Consider the following 26,192-nt stretch of genomic DNA (forward strand, 5'->3'; position numbering starts at 1 on the left):
CACTGTTGCGGGGAAGCAACCAGGTGTGGCCGTCTCGCTGGCGGAACACCTTGACGGTCGCTTCGTCGTCGAGCATGGCCGCGACGATGTCACCGTTCTCGGCGTCCTGCTGCTGCCGTACGACGACCCAGTCCCCGTCGCAGATGGCCGCGTCGATCATCGAGTCGCCGACCACCCGCAACATGAACAGTTCGCCCTTGCCGACGAGTTGACGCGGTAGGGGCATCACGTCCTCGATCTGCTGCTCGGCCGTGATGGGGATGCCGGCGGCGATCCGTCCCACCATGGGGACGTGAGCCGTGTCGCCGTCGTCACTCGTCGTGAAGACCGTGGCCGGAGCCACCGCCGGGGCCGTCGCGTCCACGAGGACCTCGAGGGCTCGGGGACGGTTCGGGTCACGGCGGATCTTGCCGGCGAGTTCGAGCTGGTTCAACTGGTGCGTGACGCTCGACAGGGACTTGAGGCCGACGGCGTCGCCGATCTCGCGCATGCTCGGGGGATACCCGCGGTGGCCGATGCTCTCGGTGATGGCGGCGAGGATCGACGCTTGCTTCGCCGTCAACTCCTTGCGGGGGAGGACGCCGGGATCGAGCTGACGGGGGGCGTCGGGGGCCGCCTGCGGGATGCGCTTCGGGTCGCTCATGGGTCTCCTGCCGTCGATGTCGGTGGTCCCTGTTTGACTCCTACCACCGATCGAAACCGTATCCGATCAGGCGGTGTCGACAAAACACATGTTCGAGTGTGTCGCGTTCTCGCTCGCAGATCCCCACCAATTTCGACCGGGATCACACATCACAGGGGTTGAAAGCACCGGCAATCGAATGTATGTTCGGAACACGTCTTCGTGTCCGGCATTCCCGGCCGAGTGCCGGGCACGAACTCGTCCCCTGTCTTCCACGGTGAAAGGACCACCTCATGAGCGTCACCTCAGCATCAGCAGTTGCGTCCCCCGTCGACTCGACCCGAGTCGTGCGCACGCGTCTGCGCATCACCCGGCGGGGCCGCGCGGTCGTCGCCGCGCTCGTGGCGGTCCCGCTCGTCGTCGTGGCAGGCGCGCTCGTCCTCAACGGCGGCGGCGCGGTCGCGTCCGACACGACTGGTGTCACCGAGTTCCAGCACGTGACCGTCGACGGTGGCGAGACGCTCTGGCAGGTCGCGTCAGAGATCGACCCCGACGCCGATCCTCGCGACGTCATCGCCGACCTCGTCTCGCTCAACAACCTCCCGAGCGCCGAGGTCTCCGCCGGTCAGAGCCTCGCGGTCCCCGCTCAGTACGCTCGCTGACGCGTCGTCGCCGACGAAGTGGGCGGTCCGGCCCTCAGGCATGGTGTCTCCGCGATGGCGACAGCCCCGACACATCGTCGGCCCGCCCGTACGATGGTGGGGTGTCCTTCAGTCTCGACGACCTGCCCATCCGTGACGATCTCCGGGGATTGACGCCGTACGGCGCTCCCCAGAAGAAGGTCCCGGTCGCTCTCAACGTCAACGAGAACACGCATCCCATTCCCGAAGACGTCGCACGTGACATCGTCGAGTCGGTGGCCCGGGCGGTTCTCGACGTCAACAGGTACCCCGATCGCGAGTTCACGACGCTGCGCGACTCGCTGGCGGCTTACCTCGGGCACGATCTGACCCGCGACAACATCTGGGCGGCGAACGGCTCCAACGAGGTCATCCAGCAGCTCCTCCAGGCCTTCGGTGGCCCGGGCCGCTCGGTCCTGGGGTTCCCTCCCACGTATTCGATGCACTCGATCATCGCCACGGGCACCGGCAGCCGGTGGGTCGAGGGGCGTCGTGACGAGGGGTTCCGCATCTCTCCCGAGACCGCGGTCTCCGAGATCGAGCGCACCCGTCCCGACATCGTCTTCTTCTGCGGACCGAACAACCCCACGGGCACCCCTCTCGACCTCGCCACGATCGAGGCTGCCTACGACGCGACGGACGGCATCGTCTTCGTCGACGAGGCCTACGCCGAGTTCATGCCGGCCGATCAGCCGACGGCACTGACCCTCCTGGCGGGCCGCGAACGGCTGGTCGTGTCCCGCACGATGAGCAAGGCGTTCGCGTTCGCGGGTGCCCGGGTCGGCTACCTGGCCGCGCACCCGGCCGTGGCCGACGCGTTGCGTCTCGTGCGCCTCCCGTACCACCTCTCGTCCCTGACGCAGGCGGCGGCCGTCGCCGCGCTCTCGCACGCGAGCGAGATGCTCGCCATGGTCGACGACATCAAGGCCCAGCGTGACCGCATCGTGCACGAGTTGACCGAGCTCGGGTACGAGCCGTGGCCCACCTGGTCGAACTTCGTGCTCTTCGGTGGGGTCGACGATCCGACCGACGTCTTCGAGCGTCTGCTCGAACGGGGCGTCATCGTCCGCAACCTCGGCATCCCGAACCACCTCAGGGTCAGCGCGGGCACCGAGGCCGAGACCACCGCGTTCCTCGAGGCGCTCCGCGACATTAGGCTCTCTTCGTGACCGACGTGACCGAGACGACCCGTGCCTCCCGTACCGCCTCCCTCTCGCGCGAGACGAGCGAGTCCAGCATCACGCTCGCCCTCGACCTCGACGGTTCGGGCCGATCGACGGTCGACTCGTCGGTGCCGTTCTTCGACCACCTCCTGACGGCGTTGTCGAAGCACTCCCTGATCGACCTCGAGGTCACCGCCAAGGGCGACACGCACATCGACGTCCACCACACCGTCGAAGACATCGGCATCACGTTCGGCACCGCCTTGAAGCAGGCGCTCGGCGACAAATCGGGCATCTCGCGCTACGGTGACGCGCTCGTCCCGCTCGACGAGGCCCTCGTGCAGGCGGTCGTCGACGTGTCGGGGCGTCCGTACCTCGTGCACACGGGTGAGCCAGAGGGCTTCGAGTACCACCTCATCGGCGGGCACTTCACCGGCTCGATGGTCCGGCACGTCTTCGAGGCGATCACCTTCCACGCGGGCATCACCGTGCACGTCCGTGTGCTGGGCGGGCGTGATCCGCACCACATCGCCGAGGCCGAGTTCAAGGCGTTCGCCCGGGCGCTCCGTCAGGCCGTCCAGCCCGACCCTCGCGTCAGTGGCATCCCGTCGACGAAGGGCGCCCTGTGACCGGCGCCCGTCCCTCCGTCGTCGTCCTCGACTACGGCAGCGGCAACGTCCACTCGGCCGTCAAGGCCCTCGAGCTCGCGGGTGCCGACGTCGAGCTCACGTCCGATCGTGCCCGGGTGCAGGCGGCCGACGGCCTCTTCGTCCCCGGTGTCGGCGCCTTCGCGGCCGTCATGAGCCAGCTCGAGTCTGTTCGCGGTGGTGAGCTGATCGACCGACGGTTGGCCGGCGGGCGTCCGGTCATGGGCATCTGCGTCGGCATGCAGGTCTTCTTCGAGGGCGGCGTCGAACGCGGCAACAGCACCGGTGGCCTCGGGGCGTGGCCCGGGGTGGTCGACGAACTGAAGGCCGACGTCCTGCCCCACATGGGCTGGAACACCGTCGACGTGCCCGAGGGCAGTGTGCTGTTCGACGGTGTGGCCGACGAGCGGTTCTACTTCGTCCACTCGTTCGCCGCGCAAGAGTGGTCCCTCGACGTGATCCGTCCCTTCACCGAGCCGCACGTGACCTGGGCCGACCACGGCGGCCGTTTCGTCGCCGCCGTCGAGAACGGCCCGCTCTGGGCGACGCAGTTCCACCCCGAGAAGTCGGGGCAGCCGGGCATCCGGTTGCTCTCGAACTGGCTCGGCACCCTCTGACCCCGACGCGACCGACCCGATCGCGCCTCCTGACCCTGCGGTGCCCCGGCGCTGTGAGAGAGACGACATGAGCGAGTTCTGCACCACCCCCGCCCTGACCCTGTTCCCCGCCGTCGACGTGGCGGGTGGTCAGGCCGTGCGCCTGACCCAGGGTGAGGCCGGCAGCGAGACGAACTACGGCGACCCGGTCTCGGCAGCCGACGACTGGGCGAGCCAGGGCGCCGAATGGCTGCATCTGGTCGACCTCGACGCCGCCTTCGGGCGCGGTGACAACCGCGCCGTGATCAAGAGGGTCATCAAGCAGGTCAAGGGCGTCAACGTCGAGCTCAGCGGGGGCATCCGCGACGACAAGTCCCTCGAGGACGCGTTGAGCACCGGCGTGAAGCGCATCAACCTCGGCACCGCGGCCCTCGAGAACCCCGAATGGGCCGCCCACGTCATCGCCGAGTACGGAGAGGCGGTGGCCGTGGGGCTCGACGTCCGCGGCACCACGCTGGCGGCGCGGGGCTGGACCGAAGAGGGCGGCGATCTCTGGACCGTCCTCGCCCGGCTCGAAGAGGCCGGCTGTGCGCGCTACGTCGTGACCGACGTGACGAAGGACGGCACGCTCCAGGGTCCCAACGTCGACCTGCTGCGTCAGGTGATGGAGCACACCGATCGTCCGGTGATCGCCTCGGGGGGGATCTCGAGCCTCGACGACCTCGTGGCTCTGCGTGAGCTCGTGCCGCAGGGACTCGAGGGCGCCATCGTCGGCAAGGCGCTCTACTCGGGAGCCTTCACCCTCGGCGCAGCCCTCGACGTCGCGTCGAACTGATGACCACCGCGCCGGGCGGACCGGGGCACGCACACGACGATCCCGGCCACGGCCGTGACAGCGCCGGGCGGCCGTGGGCCGGGCGCACCTTCGACCATCACGACACGGCGCACGCCGGCGACGACGGGTCCGCGGACCCGCACCTGCTCGACGCCCTCCTCGGGTTCCGCGAGGGGCGGCTCGGAGAGAGCGAGGTCGTCGACGCCCTCCGCCCGGCGCGCCTGCTCGTGCCGCTGGTCGCCGTGGCGGGAGACGAAGGTCACGACGACCACGGTCGCCGCATCGACAAGACGCAGGAGCTCTCCATCGTCACGGTCTCCGGTCCGGACGGCCGGGACGTGTTGCCGGCCTTCACCTCGGTCGAGACCTTGACGCGGTGGCGTCCTGCTGCCCGGCCGGTGCCGGTGGAGGCTCGGCGCGTGGCCCTCGCGGCCGCCTCGGAGTCGACCGACCGCGTCGTGATCGACCCCGGATCGATCACGGAGTTCGGTCTGCGCCGTCCGGCCGTCTGGGCGGTCGCGCAAGGCCTGCCGTGGGTGCCGAGCCATCATGACGAGGACGTCCTGCGCGCGTTCCTCGACGTGTCACGCGACGAGGAGGCGCTGGTCAGCCTGGTCGTCGCGCCCGGTTATCGAGACGCACGACTCGGTGCGCCCGAGATCGTCGTCCAGCTGGGCGTGGCGCCCGGTCTGGACCGCGACGCCCTGCAAGCGCTGCTGCAGCGACTGCAGGCGGCCTGGGCCGCCGATCCGGTGATCGCCGACCGGGTCGACAGCATGTCGGTGAAGGTCGTCCCGGGCTGAGGAAGAGCCGTCCGTCGGGGCGGGGGAGCCGGATGGCCCCTGGGCGCGCGGATCACGGGACGCGTGGATCTGGCGACGCACCGATCAGGGGAGGCGCGGGCCTGGGGACGCGCGGTTCAGGCGACGACGCTCGGCTCAGTTGACGGGGCCGGTGTACTTCTCGCCGGGGCCCTGGCCGATCGCGTCGGGGATGGCCGACGCCTCACGGAAGGCGAGTTGCAGCGATCGCAGGCCGTCGCGGAGCGCCCGGGCGTGCTGGTCGCCGATCTCGGGTGCGCTGGCGGTCACGAGTCCGGCGAGGGAGGTGATGAGCTTGCGGGCCTCGTCGAGGTCGGTCTGTCGCTGCGGGTCGTCGGCCAGGCCGACCTTCACCGCGGCGGCGCTCATCAGGTGGACGCACACGGTGTTGATGACCTCGACCGCGTTGACGTCGGCGATGTCGCGGGCGGCGTCGTCGCCGAAGTGCAGATCGTCCTCGAACCGCGCCGTCGCGGGGGAGGTGTCGGGCGACGTGGTGGGTGCCGGATCGCCGAAGCGGGCGTCGGGAATGGGTGCGTCGTCGGGGGAGTGGCTCACGAACTGATCCTCTGCTAAACTCGTCCAGGCTCGGAGCGTCTGCTCCGTGCGAAAGTGGAGATTCTCCCACCCGCGCTTGACCGTTAGACAAGGTTACCGGGTTGTTGGCACCCCGTTCGATCAGCACCACCGTTCCACCTGGTTCCTCGTCAGAGGCATCGGGCAGACGGCGATCGAGCAGCCAGGGTGCGGTGTGATGCGTCGTCAGACGGTGCGCGCACGAAACTCCTCTTTCTCTGGTGAGGCCGTCCGGCCCCGCCAGATGCAGAAATGACGACAGAGGAGTTCCGCATCAGCGATCCCCGTACGAACGACCGTATCCGCGTCCCCGAGGTCCGCCTCGTCGGGCCCGCAGGTGAGCAGATCGGCGTCGTTCCCATCGCCATGGCCCTGCGTCTCGCCGCAGAGGCCGAGCTCGACCTGGTCGAGGTGGCCCCCAACTCGAAGCCTCCCGTGGCCAAGATCATGGATCACGGAAAGTTCAAGTACGAGGCTGCGCAGAAGGCGAAAGAAGCCCGTCGCAACCAGGCGAACACGATCCTCAAAGAGGTCCGTTTCCGCCTGAAGATCGACAAGCACGACTACGAGACGAAGCGCAAGCGCGCCGAGGGCTTCCTCCAGGGCGGCGACAAGGTCAAGGCCATGATCCTGTTCCGTGGTCGCGAGCAGTCGCGTCCCGACCAGGGTGTCCGCCTCCTCCAGCGCTTCGCCGAAGACGTCTCCGAGTGGGGCAGCGTCGAGTCGACGCCCACCATCGACGGCCGCAACATGGTGATGGTCATCGGCCCGCACAAGAACAAGTCCGAGGCCAAGGCCGAGGCAGAAGCTCGCAAGGCGGCCAACAAGCCGCCGAAGCACCCGACGTCCGACGAGGTCCCGGCCGATGCACCGGCCGAGCGACCGACAGAAGAAAGTAAGTAAGACATGCCCAAGCAGAAGACCCACTCCGGCGCCAAGAAGCGCTTCAAGGTCACCGGTTCCGGCAAGATCATGAAGCAGCAGGCCGGCATGCGCCACAACCTCGAGGTGAAGAGCGCCAAGCGCAAGGCTCGCCTGAACCAGGACCAGGTGCTCGCTCCCGCCGACGCCAAGGTCGCCAAGAAGCTTCTCGGTCACTGACCGCTGACACGAACGTAGAGGAACAAGAAAATGGCAAGAGTCAAGAGAGCGGTCAACGCCGCCAAGAAGCGTCGCGTCATCCTCGAGCGTGCCGAGGGTTACCGCGGTCAGCGTTCGCGCCTGTACCGCAAGGCCAAAGAGCAGGTCACGCACTCGCTCGTCTACTCGTACCGTGACCGTCGTGCGCGCAAGGGCGAGTTCCGTCGTCTGTGGATCCAGCGCATCAACGCCGCGTCGCGTGCGAACGGCCTGACCTACAACCGCCTCATCCAGGGTCTGTCCCTGGCCGGCGTCGAGGTCGACCGTCGCATCCTGGCCGAGCTGGCCGTCAACGAGCCCGCCACGTTCGCGTCGCTCGTCGCCACCGCCAAGGCCGCGCTGCCCGCCGACACCTCGGCCCCCAAGGTCGCCGCGTAGTCGCACCCGCACCACCCTCGAGGCCCGACGGCCCGACACCCATGCCGGTGTCGCCGTCGGGTCTCGTGCGTCCGCGGCAGGCGATGGTCCTCGTGCGGCATCATGGACGGGTGCCCCACGACTCCCTGCTCGACAATCCCCGTTCACCCCGAGTCCGGGCGGTGGCCAAGCTCTCGAAGCGCGACGCTCGCACCGAGACCCGCACGTTCCTGCTCGAAGGGCCGCAGTCGGTCGGTGAGGCCCTGGCCTTCCGGCCCGAGCTGATCGTCGAACTCTTCGGCACCCCGACCGCTCTCGAGCGTTACCCCGAGGTGGCGGTCGCCGCCGACGCGGAGGGCATCGACGTCCAGTTCGTCACCGAGCCGGTGCTCGAGGCCATGGCCGACACGGTCACGCCGCAGGGCATCGTCGCCGTCTGTCGGCAGTTCCCCACGTCGGTGAAGGACGTCTTCGCGGCCGAGCCGAAGCTCGTCGTGATCCTCGAAGAAGTCCGCGACCCCGGCAACGCGGGCACCATCATCCGGGCAGCGGACGCCGCGGGCGCCGACGCCGTCATCATGACCGGTCGCAGCGTCGACCTCTACAACCCCAAGGTCGTCCGGTCCACGACGGGTTCGCTGTTCCACGTGCCGGTCGCCGTGGGCGTCGAGTTGCCCGCGATCGTCGACCGGTGTCGTGAAGCCGGCCTCCAGGTGCTCGCCGCCGACGTCAAGGGAGACGACCTGCTCGCCGCCCGCACCGAGGGCGTGCTCGCCGAGCCGACCGCCTGGCTCTTCGGCAACGAGGCCCGAGGTCTCACCGACGCGGACCTCGCGCGTGCCGACCGCGCCCTGGTCGTGCCCATCTACGGTCACGCCGAATCGATGAACCTCGCGACGGCGGCCTCGGTGTGCCTCTACGAGAGCGCCTTCGCCCACCGCAGCTAGCGCCTCCTCGTCCCGCAGGAGGCGCGGGTCGGGCCGTGCGCTCTCGTCGCGGTGGGACGCGGCGTTTCGTTTTCATTAAGAATCCACTGTGAATTTGACCCCGACCTGGGGGTCTGTTTGTGTGGGCGCATGGAACCCCTCGTCGTGGTCGACCACGTCAACAAGCACTTCGGTGACCTCCACGTCCTGAAGGACATCACCACGACGGTGGGCAAGGGCGAGGTGGTCGTCGTGATCGGCCCGAGCGGTTCGGGCAAGTCGACCCTCTGCCGGGCGATCAACCGCCTCGAGACCATCGACGACGGCGTCATCACGATCGACGGCACGCGTCTGCCCGAAGAAGGCGCGGCTCTCGCCCGCCTGCGCGCCGACGTCGGCATGGTGTTCCAGAGCTTCAACCTCTTCTCGCACAAGACCATCCTCGAGAACGTCATGCTGGGCCAGCTCGAGGTGCGGAAGCGCACCAAGGCCGAGGCGCGCGAGCGGGCGATGCAGTTGCTCGAGCGGGTCGGCGTCGCGAACCAGGCCGACAAGATGCCGTCCCAGCTCTCGGGCGGGCAGCAGCAGCGTGTCGCGATCGCCCGGGCACTGGCGATGGACCCCAAGGTGATGCTCCTGGACGAGCCCACCAGCGCACTCGACCCCGAGATGATCACCGAGGTGCTCGACGTCATGGTGCAGCTCGCGAAGGACGGCATGACGATGATCGTCGTCACCCACGAGATGGGGTTCGCGCGCAAGGCCGCCGATCGCGTCGTCTTCATGGCCGACGGTCAGATCGTCGAGGAGGCGACGCCCGAGAAGTTCTTCACCGACCCCCAGTCGACCCGCGCCCAGGACTTCCTCGCGAAGATCCTCACGCACTGAGCGGGCGCGGCCGAGTCCGCGCTCGCCACCCGGCACCCGAACAGCCGGCCCACGACACCCGATCGCCGCCCGGCGTCCGGGTCACCCAGCAAGGAGATCAGAATGCGACTCAGCAAGGGATTCGTCGCCGTAGCCGCAGCAGCCGCCGTGGTCCTGGGCCTCACGGCCTGCACCGACTCGTCGGCCCCGGCCGTCGACGTCGAGACGCCGGCCGACTTCGCCGAAGGCAGCACCATGGCCCGCCTCGCCGACGCCGGTGAGATCACCATCGGCACCAAGTTCGACCAGCCGCTGTTCGGCCTGGCCAACCCCGACGGCGTGCCCGAGGGCTTCGACGCCGAGATCGGCAAGCTCGTCGCCGCGAAGCTCGGCATCGAAGCCGACAAGATCACGTGGGTCGAGACCGTCTCGGCCAACCGCGAGCCGTTCATCCAGAACGGCCAGGTCGACCTCGTCATCGCGACCTACACGATCAACGACGATCGCAAGAAGGTCGTCTCGTTCGCCGGCCCGTACTACACGGCCGGTCAAGACCTGCTCGTGCTCGACGGCAACCCCGAGGGGATCGAGTCCGCCGACGACCTGGCCGGCAAGAAGGTCTGCACCGTCAGCGGCTCGACCAGCGAGAAGAACGTGGCCGAGTACACCACCGACATCCTCGCGACCGACACGTACTCGAACTGCCTCGAGCCCCTCCGCACCGGTGCGGTGTCGGCCGTGACGACCGACAACGTCATCCTGGCCGGCCTCGCCGACCAGAACGAGGGCGAGTTCGAGGTCGTGGGGGAGACCTTCACCGAAGAGCCCTACGGCATCGGTCTGGCACTCGACGACACCGACTTCCGCATGTTCGTGAACGACACGCTCCAGGACGCCGAGGACGACGGCACCTGGGACGAGCTGTGGGAGAAGACCGCGGGCAAGGTGCTCGACACCCCGACGCCCCCCACGATCGACCGCGACTGACACCGCGCGGGCACTCGGGGCGACCAGCCCCGGGTGCCCGCGTCCTGCCCCGACCGAAGGACCCCGTTGAACCCCTTGGACGTCATCCCCGGCTTCGACGCCGTGACCGACAACTGGCCCCGCTTCTGGGGCGGTTTCGTCACGACGCTGCAGTTGCTCGTTCTGTCGGGCCTCGGGGCCCTCGTGATCGGCTTCTTCGTGGCCGCCCTGCGCATCTCGCCCGTGGCGTCATTCCGCACGTTCGCGACGGTCTACACCGAGGCTCTGCGCAACATCCCGCTCACGCTCGTGCTCTTCTTCTGCGCCTTCGTCCTGCCGTACCTCGGAGTCGACTTCGGCACGTACTTCCCGTTGGCCGTCATCGGCTTGACGGCGTACACCTCGCCGTTCGTCGCCGAGGCCATCCGGTCGGGCATCAACGGGGTCCCCGTCGGGCAGGCCGAGGCGGCGCGCAGCATCGGGCTCGGTTTCGGCCAGACGCTCGGCCACGTGATCCTCCCGCAGGCCATGCGCATGGTCGTGCCCCCGCTGATCAACGTCTTCATCGCCCTCACCAAGAACACCTCGGTGGCCGGTGGTTTCTTCGTGGCCGAGCTCTTCGCCGCGGGACGCTACATCGCGAACGATCGTGGTGACGCCGTCATCACGACGCTGCTCGCCGTGGCGTTCTTCTACCTGCTCGTCACCATCACGCTCGGCCGTCTCGCCGCCGTGGTCGAGAAGAAGGTCGCAGTCCTCCGATGAGCACCTCCGTCCTCTACGACGCCCCGGGGCCGAGGGCCCGCCGCACCTCGCGGATCATCTCGGTGGTCGGCGTCGTGCTCGTCCTGGCCCTGGTCGCCTACCTCGTGTACCTCCTCGGCCGCCCCCGCATCAGTGCGAACGGTGCCGAGAGTCCCGGCGTGCTCGACGCGTCACGGTGGGACATCCTCGGTGACCTCGCGCTCTGGCGGGCGATCGGTCGGGGCTGGTTGGCGACCATCCAGGCCGCGGCCGTCGCGTCCGTCCTCGCGGTGGTCATCGGCGTCCTGTTCTCCTTCCTCCGGACGGCCCGATCCGCCTGGGTGCGCGTTCCCACGACGGTGCTGCTTGAGTTCTTCCGCGGCATGCCCGTCCTGCTGATGATGCTGTTCATCCTGTTGGTCTTCTCGACCGGGGCCTTCTGGGCCGTGGTCGCGGCGCTGGCGGTCTACAACGGGGCGCTCATCGGCGAGGCGCTGCGCGCGGGCATCGCCTCGCTGCCGAGGGGGCAACGCGAGGCCGGCCTCGCGATCGGGCTCACCCCGATCCGCACGCGCTTCGCCATCGAGTTCCCGCAGGCCTTCCGTCAGATGCTGCCGATCATCCTGGCCCAGCTCGTCGTCCTGTTGAAGGACACCTCGCTCGGCTACATCGTCGGCTACGTCGAACTGACCCGGAGCGGTCTCACGCGTCTGGGAACCTACTACGGCAGCACGTACACGTTCACCCTCTTCGCGGTCGTTCTCGTCGTCTACCTCGCCACGAACCTCCTGCTCTCGTGGGTCGTCCGCGTCGTCGACCGACGGACGGGGCGGCGTGCGGTCGTCGCGAAGCGCCCTGGCACGCCGAAGGACCCGGGCATGTTCGGACGCGGTGGCCGCTACGAGTCCGACCACGTGTCGGGCCGCGCGACCTGACCCGGTCCGTCCACCCGATCCCAGCCCGCGCCTCCTCGTCCGTCACGACCAGGAGGCGCGGGTCGCCTCCCAACGATCGCTAAGCTTGGTTCTCGTGTCAGACTCCGTCCCCCTCTCCGAAGACGCCGTCGCGTCGGCGGTCGACGCCGCCCTCGCGGCGATCGCCACGGCGGCCACCGTCGCCGAGCTCAAGACCGCCCGTGCCCAGCACGTCGGCGAGGCCTCGGTGCTGGCCCGCCTGAACGCCGGTCTGCGCGATCTGCCGAACGACCAGAAGGCCGCGGCGGGCAAACTCGTCGGTCAGGCCCGAGGCCGGGTCGGTCAGGCCGTCGCCACGCGCGAGGTCGAGCTGGCCGTGATCGAGGAGTCCGTGCGGCTCGAGGCCGAGGCCGTCGACGTCACGGCTCTGCCGTCGCGCCGTCGCGCCGGGGCCCGCCATCCCCTGACCTTGCTGCAAGAGCGCATGGCCGACCTGTTCGTGGGCATGGGGTGGGAGGTCAACGAGGGCCCCGAACTCGAGCACGAGTGGTTCAACTTCGACGCTCTGAACTTCGACGCCGACCACCCGGCCCGAGCCATGCAAGACACGTTCTTCGTCGACCCCGTCGACCGTCACCTGGTGCTGCGCACGCACACGTCGCCGGTGCAGATCCGCACGCTTCTCTCGAAAGAGCTGCCGGTCTACAACGTCGCGCTGGGCCGGGTGTTCCGCACCGACGAGCTCGACGCGACGCACACGCCCGTCTTCACCCAGCTCGAGGGCATCGCCGTCGACGAGGGCCTCACGATGGCGCACCTGCGCGGCACCCTCGAACACCTCGCCCGGTCGATGTTCGGCGCCGAGGCACAGATCCGGCTGCGCCCCAACTACTTCCCCTTCACCGAGCCCAGCGCCGAGATGGACGTCTGGCAGCCGAACGCCAAGGGCGGCGCGCGGTGGGTCGAGTGGGGCGGCTGCGGCATGGTCAACCCGAACGTGCTGCGGGCGGCGGGCATCGACCCCGAGAAGTACCAGGGCTTCGCCTTCGGCATGGGCATCGAGCGCACGCTGCAGTTCCGCAACGACCTCAACGACATGCGCGACATGGTCGAGGGTGACGTCAGGTTCAGCGAGCAGTTCGGGATGGTGGTCTGATGCGTGTTCCGCTGAGTTGGCTCGGTGAGTTCGTCGAGCTGCCGAGCGACGTCTCGCTCGAGGGCGTTCATGCTGCCCTCGTGTCGGTCGGCTTCGAAGAAGAAGACGTCCACGTCGGTGACGTGACCGGGCCCCTCGTGGTCGGTCAGGTGCTCGAGTTCACGCCCGAGCCGCAGAAGAACGGCAAGACGATCAACTGGTGCCAGGTCGCCGTGGGTCCGAACGCGGCCACCGACCCGGACGACGTCCGCGGCATCGTCTGCGGCGCCCACAACTTCGCCGTCGGCGACAAGGTCGTCGTGTCCTTGCCCGGTGCCGTGCTGCCCGGGCCCTTCCCGATCGCCGCCCGCAAGACCTACGGGCACGTCTCCGACGGCATGATCGCCTCGACCCGCGAGCTCGGCCTCGGCGACGAGCACGACGGCATCCTTGTCCTCTCGTCGCTGGGCCTCGACCCCGAGGTCGGCACCGACGCGATCGCGCTGCTGGGCCTCGACGAGGCGGCGGTCGAGATCAACGTCACTCCCGACCGGGGTTACGCCTTCAGCATCCGGGGGGTGGCCCGCGAGTACTCGCACGCCACCGGGGCGAGCTTCCGCGACCCCGCGTCGCTCGTCTCGCCGACCGCGTCCTCGGGCTTCTCGGTCGTCGTGGACGACCAGGCGCCCGTGCGCGACCGCGTCGGCGTCCAGACCTTCGCCACCAAGGTGGTCCGCGGCATCGACGCGACCCGTCCCACCCCTCCGTGGCTCGCGTCGCGCCTGCGGCTGGCGGGGGTCCGCAGCATCTCGCTGCCGGTCGACGTCACCAACTACGTCATGTTCGAGCTCGGCCAGCCGATCCACGGCTACGACCTCGACAAGGTCAGCGGCGGCCTCTCCGTTCGCCGGGCGGCTCCGGGCGAGCGCCTCGAGACCCTCGACGGCCAGGTTCGCGACCTCCACGCCGAGGACCTCGTGATCGCCGACGAGTCGGGTGCCATCGGCCTGGCCGGCGTCATGGGCGGTGCCTCGACCGAGATCGGTGCGACCACGACCGACGTCCTCGTCGAGGCCGCGACCTTCGACCCCACGTCGGTCGCGCGGACCGCCCGCCGCCACAAGCTGCCGAGCGAGGCGTCCAAGCGCTTCGAGCGCGGTGTCGACCCGCAGGTGGCCGAGGCGGCCGCCCAGCGCGTGGTCGACCTGCTCGTCGAGTTCGCCGGTGGCACGGCCGACACGCTCGGGTCACGGTGGGACGTCTCGACCCCTCCCGACACGATCACCCTGCCGGCCGACCGCGCCGCGCGCCTCATGGGCGTCGACTACACCGACGACGAGGTCTCCGGTGCCCTCACGGCCATCGGGGCGAGCGTCGAGCGGTCCGGTGACGACTGGCTCGTCACCCCGCCGACCTGGCGCAGCGACCTGGTCGACTCTGCGTCGCTCGTCGAAGAAGTCGCTCGCATCACGGGTTACGACCGCATCCCGTCCGTCCTGCCCGTCGCCCCGGCCGGTCGTGGGTTGTCGCGCGAACAACAGCTGCGTCGGCAGGTGTCGAACGGGCTCGCCGCGTCCGGCTCGACCGAGGTCGCGGCGTACCCGTTCGTCTCCTCGGCCCAGAACCTCGCCTTCGGCTCGGCCGACGGCGCCGAACGGCCCGCCGTCCGCCTCGCCAACCCTCTCGACTCGGCAGCGCCCGAACTGCGTCGGTCGCTGGTGCCGGGGCTGCTCGAGGTCGCCCGTCGCAACCTCGGTCGCGGTCTCGTCGACCTCTCGGTGTTCGAGGTGGGCACGGTCTTCCTGCCTGACGAGGGCGTCGTCTACGGCAGCGACGAGGTCCCGTTCGGGGCCGCCCGCCCCGACGACGCCACGCTGGTCGCCCTCGCCGATGCCCTGCCGCCCCAACCGCGACACCTCGGCCTCCTGACGGTGGGCACGGTCGTCGATCACGCCCCTGGGCAATCCGCCGTCCCGGCGTCCCTCGCCGACGTGCTCGACGCCGTGCGCGTCGCCACGTCCGCCGTCGCCGCCGAGGTCACCTTTCGTCAGGCCAGTCACGTGTCGCTGCACCCCGGCCGTACGGCCGAGGTGCTCGTCGGCGACGAGGTCGTGGGCATCGCGGGCGAGCTGCTGCCCAGCGTGGCAGCCGAGCTCGACCTGCCCCGGGTGGTCGCCGTGGCCGAGCTCGACCTCGATCGCCTCATCGCCCTCGCCGTCGTCGAGCCGGTCACCTCGGCCCTGTCGTCCTACCCCGCGGCGACCCAGGACCTCTCCCTCGTGGTGGGCGTCGACGTCCCCGCGGGCGACGTGCTCGCGACCGTGCGCGAGGGTGCGGGCCCTCTGCTCGAGAGGGTCCGGCTGGTCGACGACTACCGAGGTGCCGGACTGCCCGACGCGTCGAAGTCGCTCACCTTTGCCCTGCGTTTCCGGGCCGACGACCGCACCCTCACCGCGGCCGAGGCCTCCGAGGCCAAGTCCGGCTCCGTCCGCCTGGCCGGCGAGCGATTCGGGGCGGCGCTCCGCGACTGACACTCGCCCGGCGCCGCCGCCCCTGATCTCAGGCCGAATTCGAACATTAGGGTGGACGCATGCCTTTCTCCGTTGCCGTGGCCGGCGCGAGTGGTTACGCCGGTGGTGAGCTCCTGCGCTTGCTGGCCGATCATCCCGACTTCGAGGTGCAGACCGTCACCGCGTTCCAGAACGCCGGTCAGCCACTCCTCGCGGTCCAGCCGCATCTGCGCTCGCTGTCGCACCTGACCCTGGTCGACACGACGCCCGAAGCCCTCTCGGGGCACGACGTCGTCTTCCTCGCCCTTCCCCACGGCAAGTCGGGGGCGATCACCGCCCAGCTGCCCGACGACACGCTCGTCGTCGACTGCGGGGCCGACCACCGCCTGACCGACGAGTCCGCCTGGCAGGCGTTCTACGGCGGCGAGTTCTACGGGGCGTGGTCGTACGGTCTGCCCGAGCTCGTCCTGGGGGACACCCCGGGGCGCCAGCGTGACGTCCTGGCCGGTGTCAAGCGCATCGCGGTCCCCGGCTGCAACGTCACGGCCGTCACCCTGGGACTCGCACCCGGTGTGCAGGCCGGGGTCGTCGAGACCGCCGACATCGTCACCGTGCTGGCCGTGGGCCCGTCCGGGGCGGGCAAGGCGCTGAAGACGCACCTGCTGGCGAGCGAGCTCATGGGGTCGGCGTCGGCCTACGGCGTGGGTGGCAGCCACCGTCACATCCCCGAGATCCAGCAGAACCTCCGCGTGGCCGGTGCCACCGAGGTGAACGTCTCGTTCACCCCGGTGCTCGTCCCGATGGCCAGGGGCATCCTCGCCACGACGACCGCTCGTCTCGCGCCGGGCGTCACCGCCCACGACGTGCGATCGGCCTGGCAGCAGGCCTACGCGAACGAGCCCTTCGTGCACCTCCTGCCCGACGGCGAGTTCCCCCGGACGGCCGACACGATCGGGGCCAACACCGCCCTGATCGGACTCGCCGTCGACGAGGCCGCGGACCGCGTCGTCGTGGTCACGGCCCTCGACAACCTCGTCAAGGGCACGGCCGGTGCCGCCGTCCAGTCCGCCAACATCGCGCTCGGCCTGCCCGAGACCACCGGCCTCGGCCAGAACGGAGTCGCCCCGTGAGCGTCACCGCAGCAGCCGGCTTCGAGGCCTCCGGCGTCGTCGCCGGCCTCAAGAGTTCGGGCGCGCCGGACGTCGCCCTGGTCGTCAACCGAGGTCGCAGCACGGCTGCAGCGGCCGTCTTCACCAGCAACCGGGCCAAGGCGAACCCCGTCCTGTGGTCCCAGCAGGTCATAGCCGACGGTCGCGTCGACGCCGTCGTCCTCAATTCGGGAGGCGCCAACTGCTTCACGGGAGCCTTCGGCTTCCAGACGACCCACTCCACGGCCGAGACCGTCGCCGCCGCCCTCGAGCTGTCGGCGACGGATGTCCTCGTCTGCTCGACGGGCCTCATCGGCGTCGGCGACCAGACCTTCCGCGACAAGGTGCTGAGCGGCTCCACGGCCGCGGCCGGTGCCCTGTCGGTCGACGGCGGCCTCGATGCCGCCACGGCCATCATGACGACCGACACCAAGCCCAAGCAGGCCGTCGTCTCGGGTGACGGCTGGGTCGTCGGCGGAATGGCCAAGGGCGCGGGCATGCTCGCCCCCGGCCTCGCCACGATGCTCGTGGTACTCACGACGGACGCCGACGTCGACGCGTCCGATCTCGACTCCGCGCTCCGCGAGGCGACCCGGGTCACCTTCGACCGTCTCGACTCGGACGGCTGCATGTCGACGAACGACACCGTCGTGTTGTTGGCCAGCGCCGAGTCCGGTGTCGCGCCTCCTGCCGGCGACTTCGCGGCGGCGGTCACGGCGCTCTGTGCCGACCTCGCCGAGCAGTTGCAGGCCGACGCCGAGGGTGCCTCGCACGACATCCGCATCGAGATCGTGGGGGCGGCGTCCGACGACGACGCCGTCGAGGTGGGCCGTTCGATCGCCCGCAACAACCTGTTCAAGGCAGCCGTCTTCGGCAACGACCCCAACTGGGGTCGCGTGCTCGCCGCCATCGGCACCACGTCGGCCGAGTTCGACCCGTACGACGTCGACGTGACCATCAACGGCGTCCGCGTCTGCCACGCCGGGGCACCCGATCGGCCGAGCGACGACGTCGACCTGACGCCGCGAGCGGTCCACGTGCTCGTCGACCTGAAGACGGGGCCGGTCGAGGCGACCATCCTGACGAACGACCTCACGCACGACTACGTGCACGAGAACAGCGCGTACTCCAGCTGATGGGCGTCCACACGAGCACCGGCGCCACGGCGGCCGACGAGCAAGAGCTCGCGGCGGTCAAGGCCTCGACCCTGATCGAGTCCCTGCCCTGGCTGAAGCGCTTCTCGGGCAAGGTCGTCGTCGTGAAGTTCGGCGGCAACGCCATGGTCGACGACGCCCTCAAGCAGGCGTTCGCCGAGGACATGGTCTACCTGCGGTACGCCGGGTTGCACCCGGTGGTCGTCCACGGCGGGGGACCGCAGATCTCGGCCGCCCTCGACGCCGCCGGCATCGAGAGCGAGTTCCGGGGCGGCTACCGCTACACGTCGACCGAGGCGATCTCGGTCGTGCGCGACGTCCTGGCCGGCGAGGTCAACCGCGAGATCGTCGACCTGATCAACGAGCACGGCGACCTGGCCCGCGGTGTCTCCGGCGAGGGCTCGACCTTGTTCCAGGGTCGCAAGCGCGGTGTCGTGGTCGACGGCGAGACCTTCGACCTGGGACACGTGGGCGACGTGACACACGTCGACCCGTCGTCGGTGCTGGCCGAGATCGAGGCGGGGCGCATCCCCGTGGTGTCGTCGATCGCGACGAACACGATCGATCCCGAGCACGCCCTCAACGTCAACGCCGACGCGGCGGCGGGGGCCCTGGCCATCGCCCTCGGTGCGGCCAAGCTCGTCGTCCTGACCGACGTCGCCGGGCTCTACGCCGACTGGCCGAACCGCGACTCGCTCGTCGAGGCCATCACGGTGTCGGCCCTCACCGACATGCTCCCGACCCTCGAGTCGGGCATGATCCCCAAGATGCGCGCCTGCCTCGACTCGGTCGTCGGTGGCGTCGGAGGAGCGACCATCATCGACGGTCGCATCCCGCACTCGATCCTCCTCGAGGTGTTCACCCAACGCGGGTCGGGCACCGAGGTGGTCCCCGACGACCGGGCGGCGTCGACCGGCGCCCCCGTCGTCACCTCGTTCGGCACCTCCGCCGGCGAGATCGTCACCACCGGGGGCACCGCCCCGGGTGGCCCTGCCGCGAGCGGCACCGACACGAAAGGACAGTCGTGACCATGATCCAGACCCAAGGCGGTACCTGGCAGCGCCGATTCGGCGACTCGATGATGCGTTCGCTGTCCACTCCGAAGGTGATGCTCGACCGCGGCGAAGGCTGCCAGGTCTGGGACGTCGACGGCAAGCGTTACCTCGACTTCCTGGCGGGCATCGCCGTGAACGCCCTCGGACACGCCCACCCGGTGCTCGTCGAGGCGCTCACCGAGCAGGCGAGCAAGCTGATCCACGTCTCCAACTACTTCGCGACGGCCCCGCAGGTCGAGCTCGCCGAACGGCTGACCCGCATCAGCGGCGCCGGCGAGCGTGGGCGCGTCTACTTCGGCAACAGCGGAGCCGAGGCCAACGAGGCCGCGGTCAAACTGGCTCGCCTCCACCGCGGTGACGGCTCGCGCACCCGCATCCTCGCCCTGCAGAACTCGTTCCACGGGCGCACCATGGGCTCGCTCGCGCTGACCGGCAAGCCGGCGCTGCGCGAACCGTTCGAGCCGATGATGCCCGGGGTCGAGCACATCGACACGACCGTCGAGGCACTCGAAGCGGCCCTCGACGGTACGGTGGCCGCCCTGTTCGTCGAGCCGATCAAGGGCGAGGCCGGCGTCGTCGACCTGCCCGAGGGCTACCTCGAGCGCGCCCGCGAACTCACCACGGAGCACGGGGCCCTGCTGATCCTCGACGAGATCCAGACCGGCATCGGCCGGACCGGCTCGTGGTTCGCCTTCCAGCAGCACGACATCGTCCCTGACGCCATCACCGTCGCCAAGGGCATCGCCGGGGGAGTCCCCATCGGTGCGCTCATCACCTTCGGCGACACGTCCGACCTGTTCGAGGCCGGGCAGCACGGCAGCACCTTCGGCGGCAACCCCCTCGCCACCGCCGCGGCCAACGCCGTGCTCGGCGAGATCGAGGCCAGCCAGCTCGTGCTGAACGCGATCGTCAGGGGAGATCAGCTTCGTGCGGCGATCGCATCCATCGGTTCGCCCCTCGTCCGCGAGGTCCGGGGCAACGGCCTCCTCATCGGCCTCGGGCTGGCGCAGCCCGTCGCGGCGCAGATCGCCGCCGACGCCCTCGAGGCCGGCCTCATCGTCAACGCACCGAACGACTCGAGTATCCGCCTGGCGCCTCCTCTGATCGTCGGCGACGACGAGATCGCCGAGTTCACCCAGATCATGACCACCGTCCTGAAAGGCCTCGAATGACCCGCCACTTCCTCCGGGACGACGACCTGACCACGGCCGAGCAGCTCGAGGTGCTCGACCTCGCCGACGAGCTCAAGCGCGACCGCTGGTCGCAGCGCCCGCTGGCCGGTCCTCAGACCGTCGCCGTCATCTTCGACAAGTCGTCGACCCGTACTCGGGTGTCGTTCGCGGTCGGCATCGCCGACCTCGGCGGCAGCCCGCTGATCATCGCCACCGCGAACAGCCAGCTCGGCGGCAAGGAGACTCCCTCCGACACGGCGCGCGTGCTCGAGCGCATGGTGTCCGCCATCGTCTGGCGCACCTACGCGCAGTCCGGCCTCGAAGAGATGGCGGCCGGCACGACCGTGCCCGTCGTCAACGCGTTGAGCGACGATTTCCACCCGTGTCAGCTGCTCGCCGACCTGCAGACCATCCGCGAGAAGAAGGGCACGCTCGCCGGGCTCTCGGTGGCGTTCGTCGGTGACGGACGCTGCAACATGGGCCAGTCGTACCTGCTGGCCTGCGCGACCGCAGGCATGCACGTCCGCATCGGCGCCCCCGAGGGCTTCCTGCCCGACCCGACCGTCGTCGCCGACGCCGAGGCCATCGCCACGCGGACGGGCGGCTCGGTGCTCGTCACGACCGACGCGACCGAGGCCGTCGCCGGCGTCGACGTCGTCGTGACCGACACCTGGGTCTCGATGGGCAAGGAGGACGAGAAAGACGAGCGAGTCGCCGTCTTCGGATCGTTCAAGGTCGACCAGGCGTTGATGGCTCAGGCCGACGACGACGCGATCTTCCTGCACTGCCTCCCCGCCGACCGCGGGTACGAGGTCACGGCCGACGTCATCGACGGCCCGACCAGCGTCATCTGGGACGAGGCCGAGAACCGGCTGCACGCCCAGAAGGCGTTGCTCACCTGGCTGCTGGCCCGCTGAGCACCCCCACCACCTCACACACGTAGACACACCCACACCACACAAGGAGAACCATGGCGGAACGCGTCGTACTCGCATACTCAGGGGGCCTCGACACCTCGGTCGGCATCGGCTGGTTGGCCGATGCCACCGGAAAAGAGGTGGTCGCCCTCGCCGTCGACGTCGGACAGGGCGGAGAGGACATGGAAGACATCCGACAGCGCGCCCTCGACTGCGGTGCGGTCGAATCGGTCGTCGTCGACGCCAAAGAAGAGTTCGGCACCGATTACCTGATGCCGGCCCTCAAGGCCAACGCGCTGTACCAGAAGACCTACCCGCTGGTGTCCGCCCTCAGCCGTCCGCTGATCGCCCGCCACCTGGCATCGGTCGCGAAAGAGCTCGGTGCGAACAGCGTGGCCCACGGTTGCACCGGCAAGGGCAACGACCAGGTCCGCTTCGAGGCGGCCGTCGCGGCCCTCGCCCCCGACCTGACGAGCATCGCCCCGGTCCGTGACCTGGCCCTCACCCGCGACAAGGCGATCGTCTACGCGGAAGAGCACAACCTCCCCATCCGCCAGAGCGCCAAGAACCCCTACTCGATCGACAAGAACGTCTGGGGCCGTGCGGTCGAGACCGGGTTCCTCGAGGACCCCTGGAACGCTCCCATCGAGGACCTGTACGAGTACACGCAAGACCCGGCCGTCGTCAAGGACGCCGACGAGGTCGTCATCACGTTCGAGGCCGGAGTCCCGACGGCGATCGACGGCGTGGCGTTCACCCCGCTGGGCATCGTCGAGCGCATGAACGAGCTCGCCGGCAAGCACGGCGTCGGCCGCATCGACGTCGTCGAGGACCGTCTCGTCGGCATCAAGAGCCGCGAGGTCTACGAGGCACCCGGCGCGATGGCCTTGATCGCGGCGCATGAGGCGCTCGAGGCGCTGACCATCGAGCGCGACCTCGGCCGCTACAAGCGCGGGGTCGAGGCCGAATGGTCGAACCTGGTCTACGACGGCTTGTGGTTCTCGGGTCTCAAGCGCTCGCTCGACGTCTTCATCGACGACACGCAGAAGTACGTGTCGGGCGAGATCCGTCTCAAGCTGCAGGGCGGACGCGCGGTCGTCACCGGGCAGAAGAGCGACGCGAGCCTCTACGACTTCGACCTCGCGACCTACGACACGGGCGACACCTTCGACCAGTCCTTGTCGAAGGGCTTCATCGAGATCTGGTCGCTGCCCAGCAAGATCTCGGCTCGTCGCGACCTGGCCCACGGGGCGTGACCGACGCGAGCGGGCTCGGCGAAGGGTCGGGCAAGAACGAGCGAGCAGGCGAGGCGGGCGCCCTCTGGGGCGGCCGCTTCGCCTCCGGGCCGTCCGCCGAGCTCGCCGCGCTGAGCAAGTCGACGCAGTTCGACTGGCAGCTGGCCTCGTACGACATCGCCGGGTCGCGCGCACACGCCAGGGGTCTGGCGGCGGCGGGTTACCTCGACGCGTCCGAGCTCGACGCCATGTTGTCGGCGCTCGACCGGCTCGAGTCCGACGTGCTCGACGGCACGTTCACCGCGGCCGAGACCGACGAGGACGTGCACTCCGCCCTCGAGCGGGGCCTCATCGGCATCGCCGGTGCCGAGCTCGGCGGCAAGCTCCGGGCGGGGCGTAGCCGCAACGACCAGATCGCGACGCTGGTGCGCTTGTACCTGCGCGACCACGCCCGCGTCATCGGTCGGCAGGTCGTCGACCTGGTCGACGCGATCGCCGGTCAGGCGACGGCCCACCCGACGGCCGTGATGCCCGGCCGGACGCACCTGCAGCACGCCCAACCGGTGCTGCTGGCGCACCACCTCCTCGCCCACGCCTGGCCTCTGGTCCGCGACCTCGAGCGCCTGCGCGACTGGTCGCGACGGGCCGGTGCCTCGCCGTACGGAGCGGGTGCCCTCGCGGGTAGTTCGCTGGGGCTCGACCCGTTCCTCGTCGCGACCGATCTGGGCTTCGACCGCACGACCGAGAACTCGATCGACGCGACGGCCAGTCGTGACGTCGTGTCGGAGTTCGCGTTCGTCATGGCGTCCGTCGGCATCGACCTCTCGCGGCTGGCCGAAGAGATCATCCTCTGGAACACCCGCGAATTCGGCTTCGTCCGTCTGCACGACGCGTTCTCGACCGGGTCGAGCATCATGCCGCAGAAGAAGAACCCCGACATCGCCGAGCTCGCGCGCGGCAAGTCGGGGCGGCTCATCGGCAACCTGACGGGTCTGCTCGCGACGCTCAAGGGGCTGCCCCTGGCCTACAACCGAGATCTCCAAGAAGACAAAGAGCCGGTGTTCGACTCGGTCAGCCAGCTCGAGGTGCTGCTCCCGGCGTTCACGGGCATGGTGGCGACCCTCGATTTCGACGAGGTCCGCATGGCCGAGCTCGCGCCGCAGGGATTCTCACTCGCGACCGACGTCGCCGAGTGGCTCGTCCGTCAGGGGGTCACGTTCCGTGACGCACACGAGATCAGCGGCGAGCTGGTGCGGTTCTGTGAACAGCACGACCTCGAGCTGCACGAGCCCACCGACGAGCAGTACCGGTCGATCTCGGCGCATCTCACGCCCGAGATCCGGCCCGTCCTGACGGTCGAGGGCTCGATCGCCAGCCGTCGAGGGGCCGGCGGCACGGCTCCCGAGCGGGTCGCCGAGCAGCTCGTACAGCTGACCGAGCAGATGCGCCACCTCGTCCAGGCCCTCGCCCCGGCGGCGGCGTGAGTCGTCGGCGACCGGGGTCTCGGGACGACCGGCCGGTCCGCGCCTGGGTCGTGCCGGTCGTCGTCGCGATCGCCGTGGCGGTGCTGGTCGCCGTCGCGGTAATCGCGGCCGCGAGCGGCCAACGCTTCTTCTGACCGCGATGATCGCGGTGGTCACGGGGGAGCGGTGACGACGACACCCGACGACGACGTGCTCGCGGCACTGCTGGCCGAACCGGCGCTGGCCGTCGCGCCGCGCCTCCTGGGCTCGGTCTTCTGGTCGGGTGGCGTGGGGATGCGCCTCACCGAGGTCGAGGCCTACCACGGTCAGGGGCAGGACCCCGGATCGCATGCCCACCGGGGCCGGTCGGCGCGCAACAACAGCATGTTCGAACGCGGCGGAACGCTCTACGTGTACCTGTCCTACGGCATCCACCGCTGCGTCAACATCGTGTGTGGGCCCGAGGGCTACGCGTCCGGTGTCCTCTTGCGTTCGGGCGAGGTGGTGGCCGGCGTCGACGAGGCACGAGCCCGCCGGTCGACGTCGCGGACCCCGGCCGACCTGGCTCGCGGTCCCGGCCGACTGGGTTCCGCGCTCGGCATCGAGCTCGGCGACGACGGCTCACGCCTCGTCGCCGACACCCCCGGTCAGGAGGCGCGGTTCCGTCTTCGCCTCCCGTCCGCACCGGTCGGCCCGGTCGCCGCCGGCCCGCGTGTCGGTGTGTCGGGTCACGCCGGTGGTGACGCGTTCCCGTGGCGGTTCTCGCTCGAGGGTGATCCGACGGTCTCTCCGTACCGCGCTGCCGTCTCGCGAGGGCGCGGTGGGGCGTGAAGGCGCAGACGGTGGTCGCTGGTAGCGTTTCGCAGGTGACCAGTGAAACGACCGCAGACGTCCTGGCCGCCCAGAGCAACGATCCCTCGTTCGACGACGTGTGGGACGAGATGCAGTGGCGCGGTCTGGTGCACGTGTCGACCGACGCCGACGCCCTGAAGACCCTGCTCGCCGGTCCGCCGATCACGTACTACTGCGGTTTCGACCCGACCGCCCCCAGCCTTCACCTCGGCAACCTCGTGCAGTTGCTCACCATGCGTCGGCTCCAGCTCGCCGGTCACCGGCCCCTGGGTCTCGTGGGTGGGTCCACCGGTCTCATCGGCGATCCGCGTCCGACCGCTGAACGGGTGCTCAAGACACCCGAGCAGACGGCCGAGTGGGTCGACCGCATCCGTGTGCACGTCGAGAAGTTCCTCTCGCCCGACGGTGACAACGGTCTCCGGGTGGTGAACAACCTCGACTGGACGTCCCCGCTCAGCGCCATCGAGTTCTTGCGCGACATCGGCAAGAACTTCCGCGTCAACACGATGCTCAAGAAAGACGCCGTGGCCGCGCGTCTGAACTCCGATGCCGGAATCAGCTACACCGAGTTCAGCTACCAGATCCTCCAGGGTCTCGACTTCCGTGAGCTCTACCGCAGCTACGACTGCGTCCTGCAGACCGGTGGCAGCGACCAGTGGGGCAACCTCACCAGTGGCACCGAGCTGATCCGCCGTACCGAGGGCGTTTCGGTGCACGCGATCGGCACGCCGCTGATCACCAACACCGACGGCACCAAGTTCGGCAAGAGCGAGGGCAATGCGGTCTGGCTCGACTCCGAGCTGACCAGCCCGTACGCGATGTACCAGTTCTGGCTGAACACCGACGACGCCGACGTCGTCCCGCGGCTCAAGGTCTTCACGTTCCTCTCGCGTTCCGAGATCGAACGACTCGAGAAAGCGGTCGCCGACGAACCCTTCCGTCGGGAGGCGCAGCGCGCGTTGGCCTGGAACGTCACGTCCCTGGTCCACGGCACCTCGGCCACCCAGTCGGCCATCGACGCCGCTGCAGCCCTCTTCGGCCAAGGGGATCTGTCCGTGCTCGATCCGGGGACCCTCGCCAGCGCCATCGCCGAGTTGCCGGCGGCCTCGGCCGACGGGACGACCACCGTGGCGCAGGCGTTGGTCGACACCGGACTCGTCGCTTCCCTGGGTGCCGCTCGTCGGGCCACGGCCGAGGGCGGCGTCTACGTGAACAACGCCCGGGTCGAGAACGGTGATGCCCTCGTCGCGGACTCGCGACTCGACGGGGGGGTCGTCGTGCTCCGGCGCGGCAAGAAGACGTTGGCGGGAGTGACCGTCCGGGTCTGACGTCGCGTCCGTCGGATTCATCAGAGAAGCCCGCTTCCTCCTCGAGGAAGCGGGCTTCCCTTCGTTCCGGGGCGCCCGGGGAGACACGCACCGCCGTTTCCGGGCCTTCCGGGGCGACACGCCCGGGATGCATGGGTGTTTGGGGTGGGGGTATGGGGCTGTGTAAAGTAATCCGAGTCAGCCCAAAGGTGCGGCGGAGCGGCTAGGACAGCGACCAGTGATGGTTCAGATCCGGAGCTTCCCGGCCTCAAGTGGTGGCATCCTCCCCGAGAACAAGTCGTTTGCGACTTGAGAATCGTGTGGTAGGGTTTCAACTCCATCCTCTGGTCAACGCCAGGCGCTGGTCTTCACGATGTGGGGACTGGAAAT

At 69.5% G+C, this 26,192-nt stretch carries 27 protein-coding genes; 25 read left to right on the forward strand and 2 right to left on the reverse strand.

All coding sequences use genetic code 11. From position 1 onward, the window contains the following. The coding region (lexA, locus tag ASE87_RS07205; RefSeq protein WP_082452457.1) for a transcriptional repressor LexA at nucleotides 1–643 on the reverse strand (643 nt) is incomplete at its 3' end. Nucleotides 644–915: 272 nt separating this feature from the next. On the opposite strand from lexA, the gene ASE87_RS07210 reads away from it, so the two are divergent. The 6 genes from ASE87_RS07210 (at nucleotide 916) to ASE87_RS07235 (ending at nucleotide 5,346) form a co-directional block, all read left to right on the forward strand. Continuing rightward, entirely contained in the window at nucleotides 916–1,284 is a 369-nt protein-coding gene (locus ASE87_RS07210) for a LysM peptidoglycan-binding domain-containing protein (RefSeq protein WP_056227127.1), read from the forward strand. Between the two features lie 101 nt (nucleotides 1,285–1,385). Further along, nucleotides 1,386–2,471 (forward strand): histidinol-phosphate transaminase, encoded by a 1,086-nt coding sequence (locus ASE87_RS07215; protein WP_056227130.1) that lies wholly within the window; start codon nucleotides 1,386–1,388, stop codon nucleotides 2,469–2,471. A gap of 5 nt (nucleotides 2,472–2,476) precedes the next feature. Beyond that, nucleotides 2,477–3,094, forward strand: coding sequence for an imidazoleglycerol-phosphate dehydratase HisB (hisB, locus tag ASE87_RS07220; RefSeq protein ID WP_056227220.1), 618 nt, complete (start codon nucleotides 2,477–2,479; stop codon nucleotides 3,092–3,094). After that, nucleotides 3,091–3,729, forward strand: a complete 639-nt coding sequence (gene hisH / locus ASE87_RS07225) for an imidazole glycerol phosphate synthase subunit HisH (protein WP_043596699.1) — start codon at nucleotides 3,091–3,093, stop codon at nucleotides 3,727–3,729. Before hisB ends, hisH begins: the two co-directional genes overlap by 4 nt. Nucleotides 3,730–3,796: 67 nt before the next feature. Further along, a complete protein-coding gene (gene priA, locus ASE87_RS07230; RefSeq protein ID WP_043596701.1) occupies nucleotides 3,797–4,543 on the forward strand; it encodes a bifunctional 1-(5-phosphoribosyl)-5-((5-phosphoribosylamino)methylideneamino)imidazole-4-carboxamide isomerase/phosphoribosylanthranilate isomerase PriA in 747 nt (248 codons plus the stop codon). Then, nucleotides 4,543–5,346 carry an SseB family protein gene (locus ASE87_RS07235; protein WP_056227132.1) on the forward strand — a complete coding sequence of 268 codons (804 nt, stop codon included), beginning with the start codon at nucleotides 4,543–4,545 and terminating at the stop codon, nucleotides 5,344–5,346. Before priA ends, ASE87_RS07235 begins: the two co-directional genes overlap by 1 nt. Nucleotides 5,347–5,481: 135 nt before the next feature. Here ASE87_RS07235 and ASE87_RS07240 read toward each other — a convergent pair whose 3' ends face one another. Next, nucleotides 5,482–5,814 (reverse strand): DUF1844 domain-containing protein, encoded by a 333-nt coding sequence (locus ASE87_RS07240; protein ID WP_043596743.1) that lies wholly within the window; start codon nucleotides 5,812–5,814, stop codon nucleotides 5,482–5,484. 378 nt (nucleotides 5,815–6,192) lie between these two features. On the opposite strand from ASE87_RS07240, the gene infC reads away from it, so the two are divergent. The 19 genes from infC to tyrS all read left to right on the forward strand — a co-directional run bounded on the left by infC (nucleotide 6,193) and on the right by tyrS (nucleotide 25,823). After that, the gene (infC, locus tag ASE87_RS07245) at nucleotides 6,193–6,843 is read left to right on the forward strand and encodes a translation initiation factor IF-3 (RefSeq protein ID WP_082060163.1); all 651 of its coding nucleotides are present in this window, start codon (nucleotides 6,193–6,195) and stop codon (nucleotides 6,841–6,843) included. Between the two features lie 3 nt (nucleotides 6,844–6,846). After that, nucleotides 6,847–7,041 (forward strand): 50S ribosomal protein L35, encoded by a 195-nt coding sequence (rpmI, locus tag ASE87_RS07250; protein ID WP_043596704.1) that lies wholly within the window; start codon nucleotides 6,847–6,849, stop codon nucleotides 7,039–7,041. Nucleotides 7,042–7,071: 30 nt separating this feature from the next. Continuing rightward, nucleotides 7,072–7,458 carry a 50S ribosomal protein L20 gene (gene rplT / locus ASE87_RS07255; RefSeq protein WP_043596706.1) on the forward strand — a complete coding sequence of 129 codons (387 nt, stop codon included), beginning with the start codon at nucleotides 7,072–7,074 and terminating at the stop codon, nucleotides 7,456–7,458. A gap of 125 nt (nucleotides 7,459–7,583) precedes the next feature. Then, on the forward strand, nucleotides 7,584–8,384 hold the full coding sequence (locus ASE87_RS07260; RefSeq protein ID WP_043596747.1) for an RNA methyltransferase: 801 nt from the start codon (nucleotides 7,584–7,586) through the stop codon (nucleotides 8,382–8,384). Nucleotides 8,385–8,513: 129 nt separating this feature from the next. Beyond that, on the forward strand, nucleotides 8,514–9,251 hold the full coding sequence (locus ASE87_RS07265; RefSeq protein WP_056227135.1) for an amino acid ABC transporter ATP-binding protein: 738 nt from the start codon (nucleotides 8,514–8,516) through the stop codon (nucleotides 9,249–9,251). Nucleotides 9,252–9,353: 102 nt separating this feature from the next. Then, complete coding sequence (locus tag ASE87_RS07270) at nucleotides 9,354–10,217, forward strand: glutamate ABC transporter substrate-binding protein (RefSeq protein WP_056227138.1); 864 nt, start codon at nucleotides 9,354–9,356, stop codon at nucleotides 10,215–10,217. Between the two features lie 75 nt (nucleotides 10,218–10,292). Further along, entirely contained in the window at nucleotides 10,293–10,961 is a 669-nt protein-coding gene (locus tag ASE87_RS07275) for an amino acid ABC transporter permease (RefSeq protein ID WP_056227141.1), read from the forward strand. After that, a complete protein-coding gene (locus tag ASE87_RS07280) occupies nucleotides 10,958–11,875 on the forward strand; it encodes an amino acid ABC transporter permease (RefSeq protein WP_082452458.1) in 918 nt (305 codons plus the stop codon). Before ASE87_RS07275 ends, ASE87_RS07280 begins: the two co-directional genes overlap by 4 nt. A 94-nt stretch (nucleotides 11,876–11,969) precedes the next feature. Continuing rightward, complete coding sequence (gene pheS / locus ASE87_RS07285; protein ID WP_056227144.1) at nucleotides 11,970–13,010, forward strand: phenylalanine--tRNA ligase subunit alpha; 1,041 nt, start codon at nucleotides 11,970–11,972, stop codon at nucleotides 13,008–13,010. After that, nucleotides 13,010–15,520: a phenylalanine--tRNA ligase subunit beta gene (pheT, locus tag ASE87_RS07290; RefSeq protein WP_056227147.1), complete on the forward strand. Its 2,511-nt coding sequence runs from the start codon at nucleotides 13,010–13,012 to the stop codon at nucleotides 15,518–15,520. The genes pheS and pheT overlap by 1 nt, the downstream gene beginning before the upstream one ends. A 59-nt stretch (nucleotides 15,521–15,579) precedes the next feature. Next, the gene (gene argC, locus ASE87_RS07295) at nucleotides 15,580–16,629 is read left to right on the forward strand and encodes an N-acetyl-gamma-glutamyl-phosphate reductase (protein ID WP_056227150.1); all 1,050 of its coding nucleotides are present in this window, start codon (nucleotides 15,580–15,582) and stop codon (nucleotides 16,627–16,629) included. Then, nucleotides 16,626–17,783 (forward strand): bifunctional glutamate N-acetyltransferase/amino-acid acetyltransferase ArgJ, encoded by a 1,158-nt coding sequence (argJ, locus tag ASE87_RS07300; protein WP_056227153.1) that lies wholly within the window; start codon nucleotides 16,626–16,628, stop codon nucleotides 17,781–17,783. Before argC ends, argJ begins: the two co-directional genes overlap by 4 nt. Next, nucleotides 17,783–18,829: an acetylglutamate kinase gene (gene argB, locus ASE87_RS07305; RefSeq protein ID WP_082452459.1), complete on the forward strand. Its 1,047-nt coding sequence runs from the start codon at nucleotides 17,783–17,785 to the stop codon at nucleotides 18,827–18,829. Before argJ ends, argB begins: the two co-directional genes overlap by 1 nt. A gap of 2 nt (nucleotides 18,830–18,831) precedes the next feature. Next, the gene (locus ASE87_RS07310) at nucleotides 18,832–20,028 is read left to right on the forward strand and encodes an acetylornithine transaminase (protein ID WP_056227156.1); all 1,197 of its coding nucleotides are present in this window, start codon (nucleotides 18,832–18,834) and stop codon (nucleotides 20,026–20,028) included. Beyond that, on the forward strand, nucleotides 20,025–20,945 hold the full coding sequence (gene argF / locus ASE87_RS07315) for an ornithine carbamoyltransferase (RefSeq protein ID WP_056227159.1): 921 nt from the start codon (nucleotides 20,025–20,027) through the stop codon (nucleotides 20,943–20,945). Before ASE87_RS07310 ends, argF begins: the two co-directional genes overlap by 4 nt. A 53-nt stretch (nucleotides 20,946–20,998) precedes the next feature. Then, nucleotides 20,999–22,201 carry an argininosuccinate synthase gene (locus ASE87_RS07320; protein ID WP_043594141.1) on the forward strand — a complete coding sequence of 401 codons (1,203 nt, stop codon included), beginning with the start codon at nucleotides 20,999–21,001 and terminating at the stop codon, nucleotides 22,199–22,201. Beyond that, the gene (gene argH, locus ASE87_RS07325) at nucleotides 22,198–23,664 is read left to right on the forward strand and encodes an argininosuccinate lyase (RefSeq protein WP_056227161.1); all 1,467 of its coding nucleotides are present in this window, start codon (nucleotides 22,198–22,200) and stop codon (nucleotides 23,662–23,664) included. Before ASE87_RS07320 ends, argH begins: the two co-directional genes overlap by 4 nt. Nucleotides 23,665–23,829: 165 nt before the next feature. Continuing rightward, nucleotides 23,830–24,474 carry a DNA-3-methyladenine glycosylase gene (locus tag ASE87_RS07330; RefSeq protein WP_235472235.1) on the forward strand — a complete coding sequence of 215 codons (645 nt, stop codon included), beginning with the start codon at nucleotides 23,830–23,832 and terminating at the stop codon, nucleotides 24,472–24,474. A 110-nt stretch (nucleotides 24,475–24,584) separates the two neighbouring features. After that, entirely contained in the window at nucleotides 24,585–25,823 is a 1,239-nt protein-coding gene (gene tyrS, locus ASE87_RS07335) for a tyrosine--tRNA ligase (RefSeq protein WP_082452465.1), read from the forward strand. Nucleotides 25,824–26,192 lie beyond the last annotated feature (369 nt).

Origin of the sequence: Frigoribacterium sp. Leaf44 (assembly GCF_001421865.1) — a bacterium.
Taxonomy (GTDB): Bacteria; Actinomycetota; Actinomycetes; order Actinomycetales; family Microbacteriaceae; genus Frigoribacterium.

What these genes read in the sequence shown, in the direction of transcription:
- infC (WP_082060163.1), top strand. Translation starts at nt 6,193, where the DNA reads ATGACGACAGAGGAGTTCCGCATCAGCGATCCCCGTACGAACGACCGT.
- ASE87_RS07265 (WP_056227135.1), top strand. Translation starts at nt 8,514, where the DNA reads ATGGAACCCCTCGTCGTGGTCGACCACGTCAACAAGCACTTCGGTGAC.
- tyrS (WP_082452465.1), top strand. Translation starts at nt 24,585, where the DNA reads ATGCAGTGGCGCGGTCTGGTGCACGTGTCGACCGACGCCGACGCCCTG.
- ASE87_RS07320 (WP_043594141.1), top strand. Translation starts at nt 20,999, where the DNA reads ATGGCGGAACGCGTCGTACTCGCATACTCAGGGGGCCTCGACACCTCG.
- argB (WP_082452459.1), top strand. Translation starts at nt 17,783, where the DNA reads ATGGGCGTCCACACGAGCACCGGCGCCACGGCGGCCGACGAGCAAGAG.
- rpmI (WP_043596704.1), top strand. Translation starts at nt 6,847, where the DNA reads ATGCCCAAGCAGAAGACCCACTCCGGCGCCAAGAAGCGCTTCAAGGTC.
- ASE87_RS07270 (WP_056227138.1), top strand. Translation starts at nt 9,354, where the DNA reads ATGCGACTCAGCAAGGGATTCGTCGCCGTAGCCGCAGCAGCCGCCGTG.
- priA (WP_043596701.1), top strand. Translation starts at nt 3,797, where the DNA reads ATGAGCGAGTTCTGCACCACCCCCGCCCTGACCCTGTTCCCCGCCGTC.
- ASE87_RS07280 (WP_082452458.1), top strand. Translation starts at nt 10,958, where the DNA reads ATGAGCACCTCCGTCCTCTACGACGCCCCGGGGCCGAGGGCCCGCCGC.
- argC (WP_056227150.1), top strand. Translation starts at nt 15,580, where the DNA reads ATGCCTTTCTCCGTTGCCGTGGCCGGCGCGAGTGGTTACGCCGGTGGT.
- ASE87_RS07310 (WP_056227156.1), top strand. Translation starts at nt 18,832, where the DNA reads ATGATCCAGACCCAAGGCGGTACCTGGCAGCGCCGATTCGGCGACTCG.
- ASE87_RS07210 (WP_056227127.1), top strand. Translation starts at nt 916, where the DNA reads ATGAGCGTCACCTCAGCATCAGCAGTTGCGTCCCCCGTCGACTCGACC.
- rplT (WP_043596706.1), top strand. Translation starts at nt 7,072, where the DNA reads ATGGCAAGAGTCAAGAGAGCGGTCAACGCCGCCAAGAAGCGTCGCGTC.
- pheT (WP_056227147.1), top strand. Translation starts at nt 13,010, where the DNA reads ATGCGTGTTCCGCTGAGTTGGCTCGGTGAGTTCGTCGAGCTGCCGAGC.
- argF (WP_056227159.1), top strand. Translation starts at nt 20,025, where the DNA reads ATGACCCGCCACTTCCTCCGGGACGACGACCTGACCACGGCCGAGCAG.
- ASE87_RS07235 (WP_056227132.1), top strand. Translation starts at nt 4,543, where the DNA reads ATGACCACCGCGCCGGGCGGACCGGGGCACGCACACGACGATCCCGGC.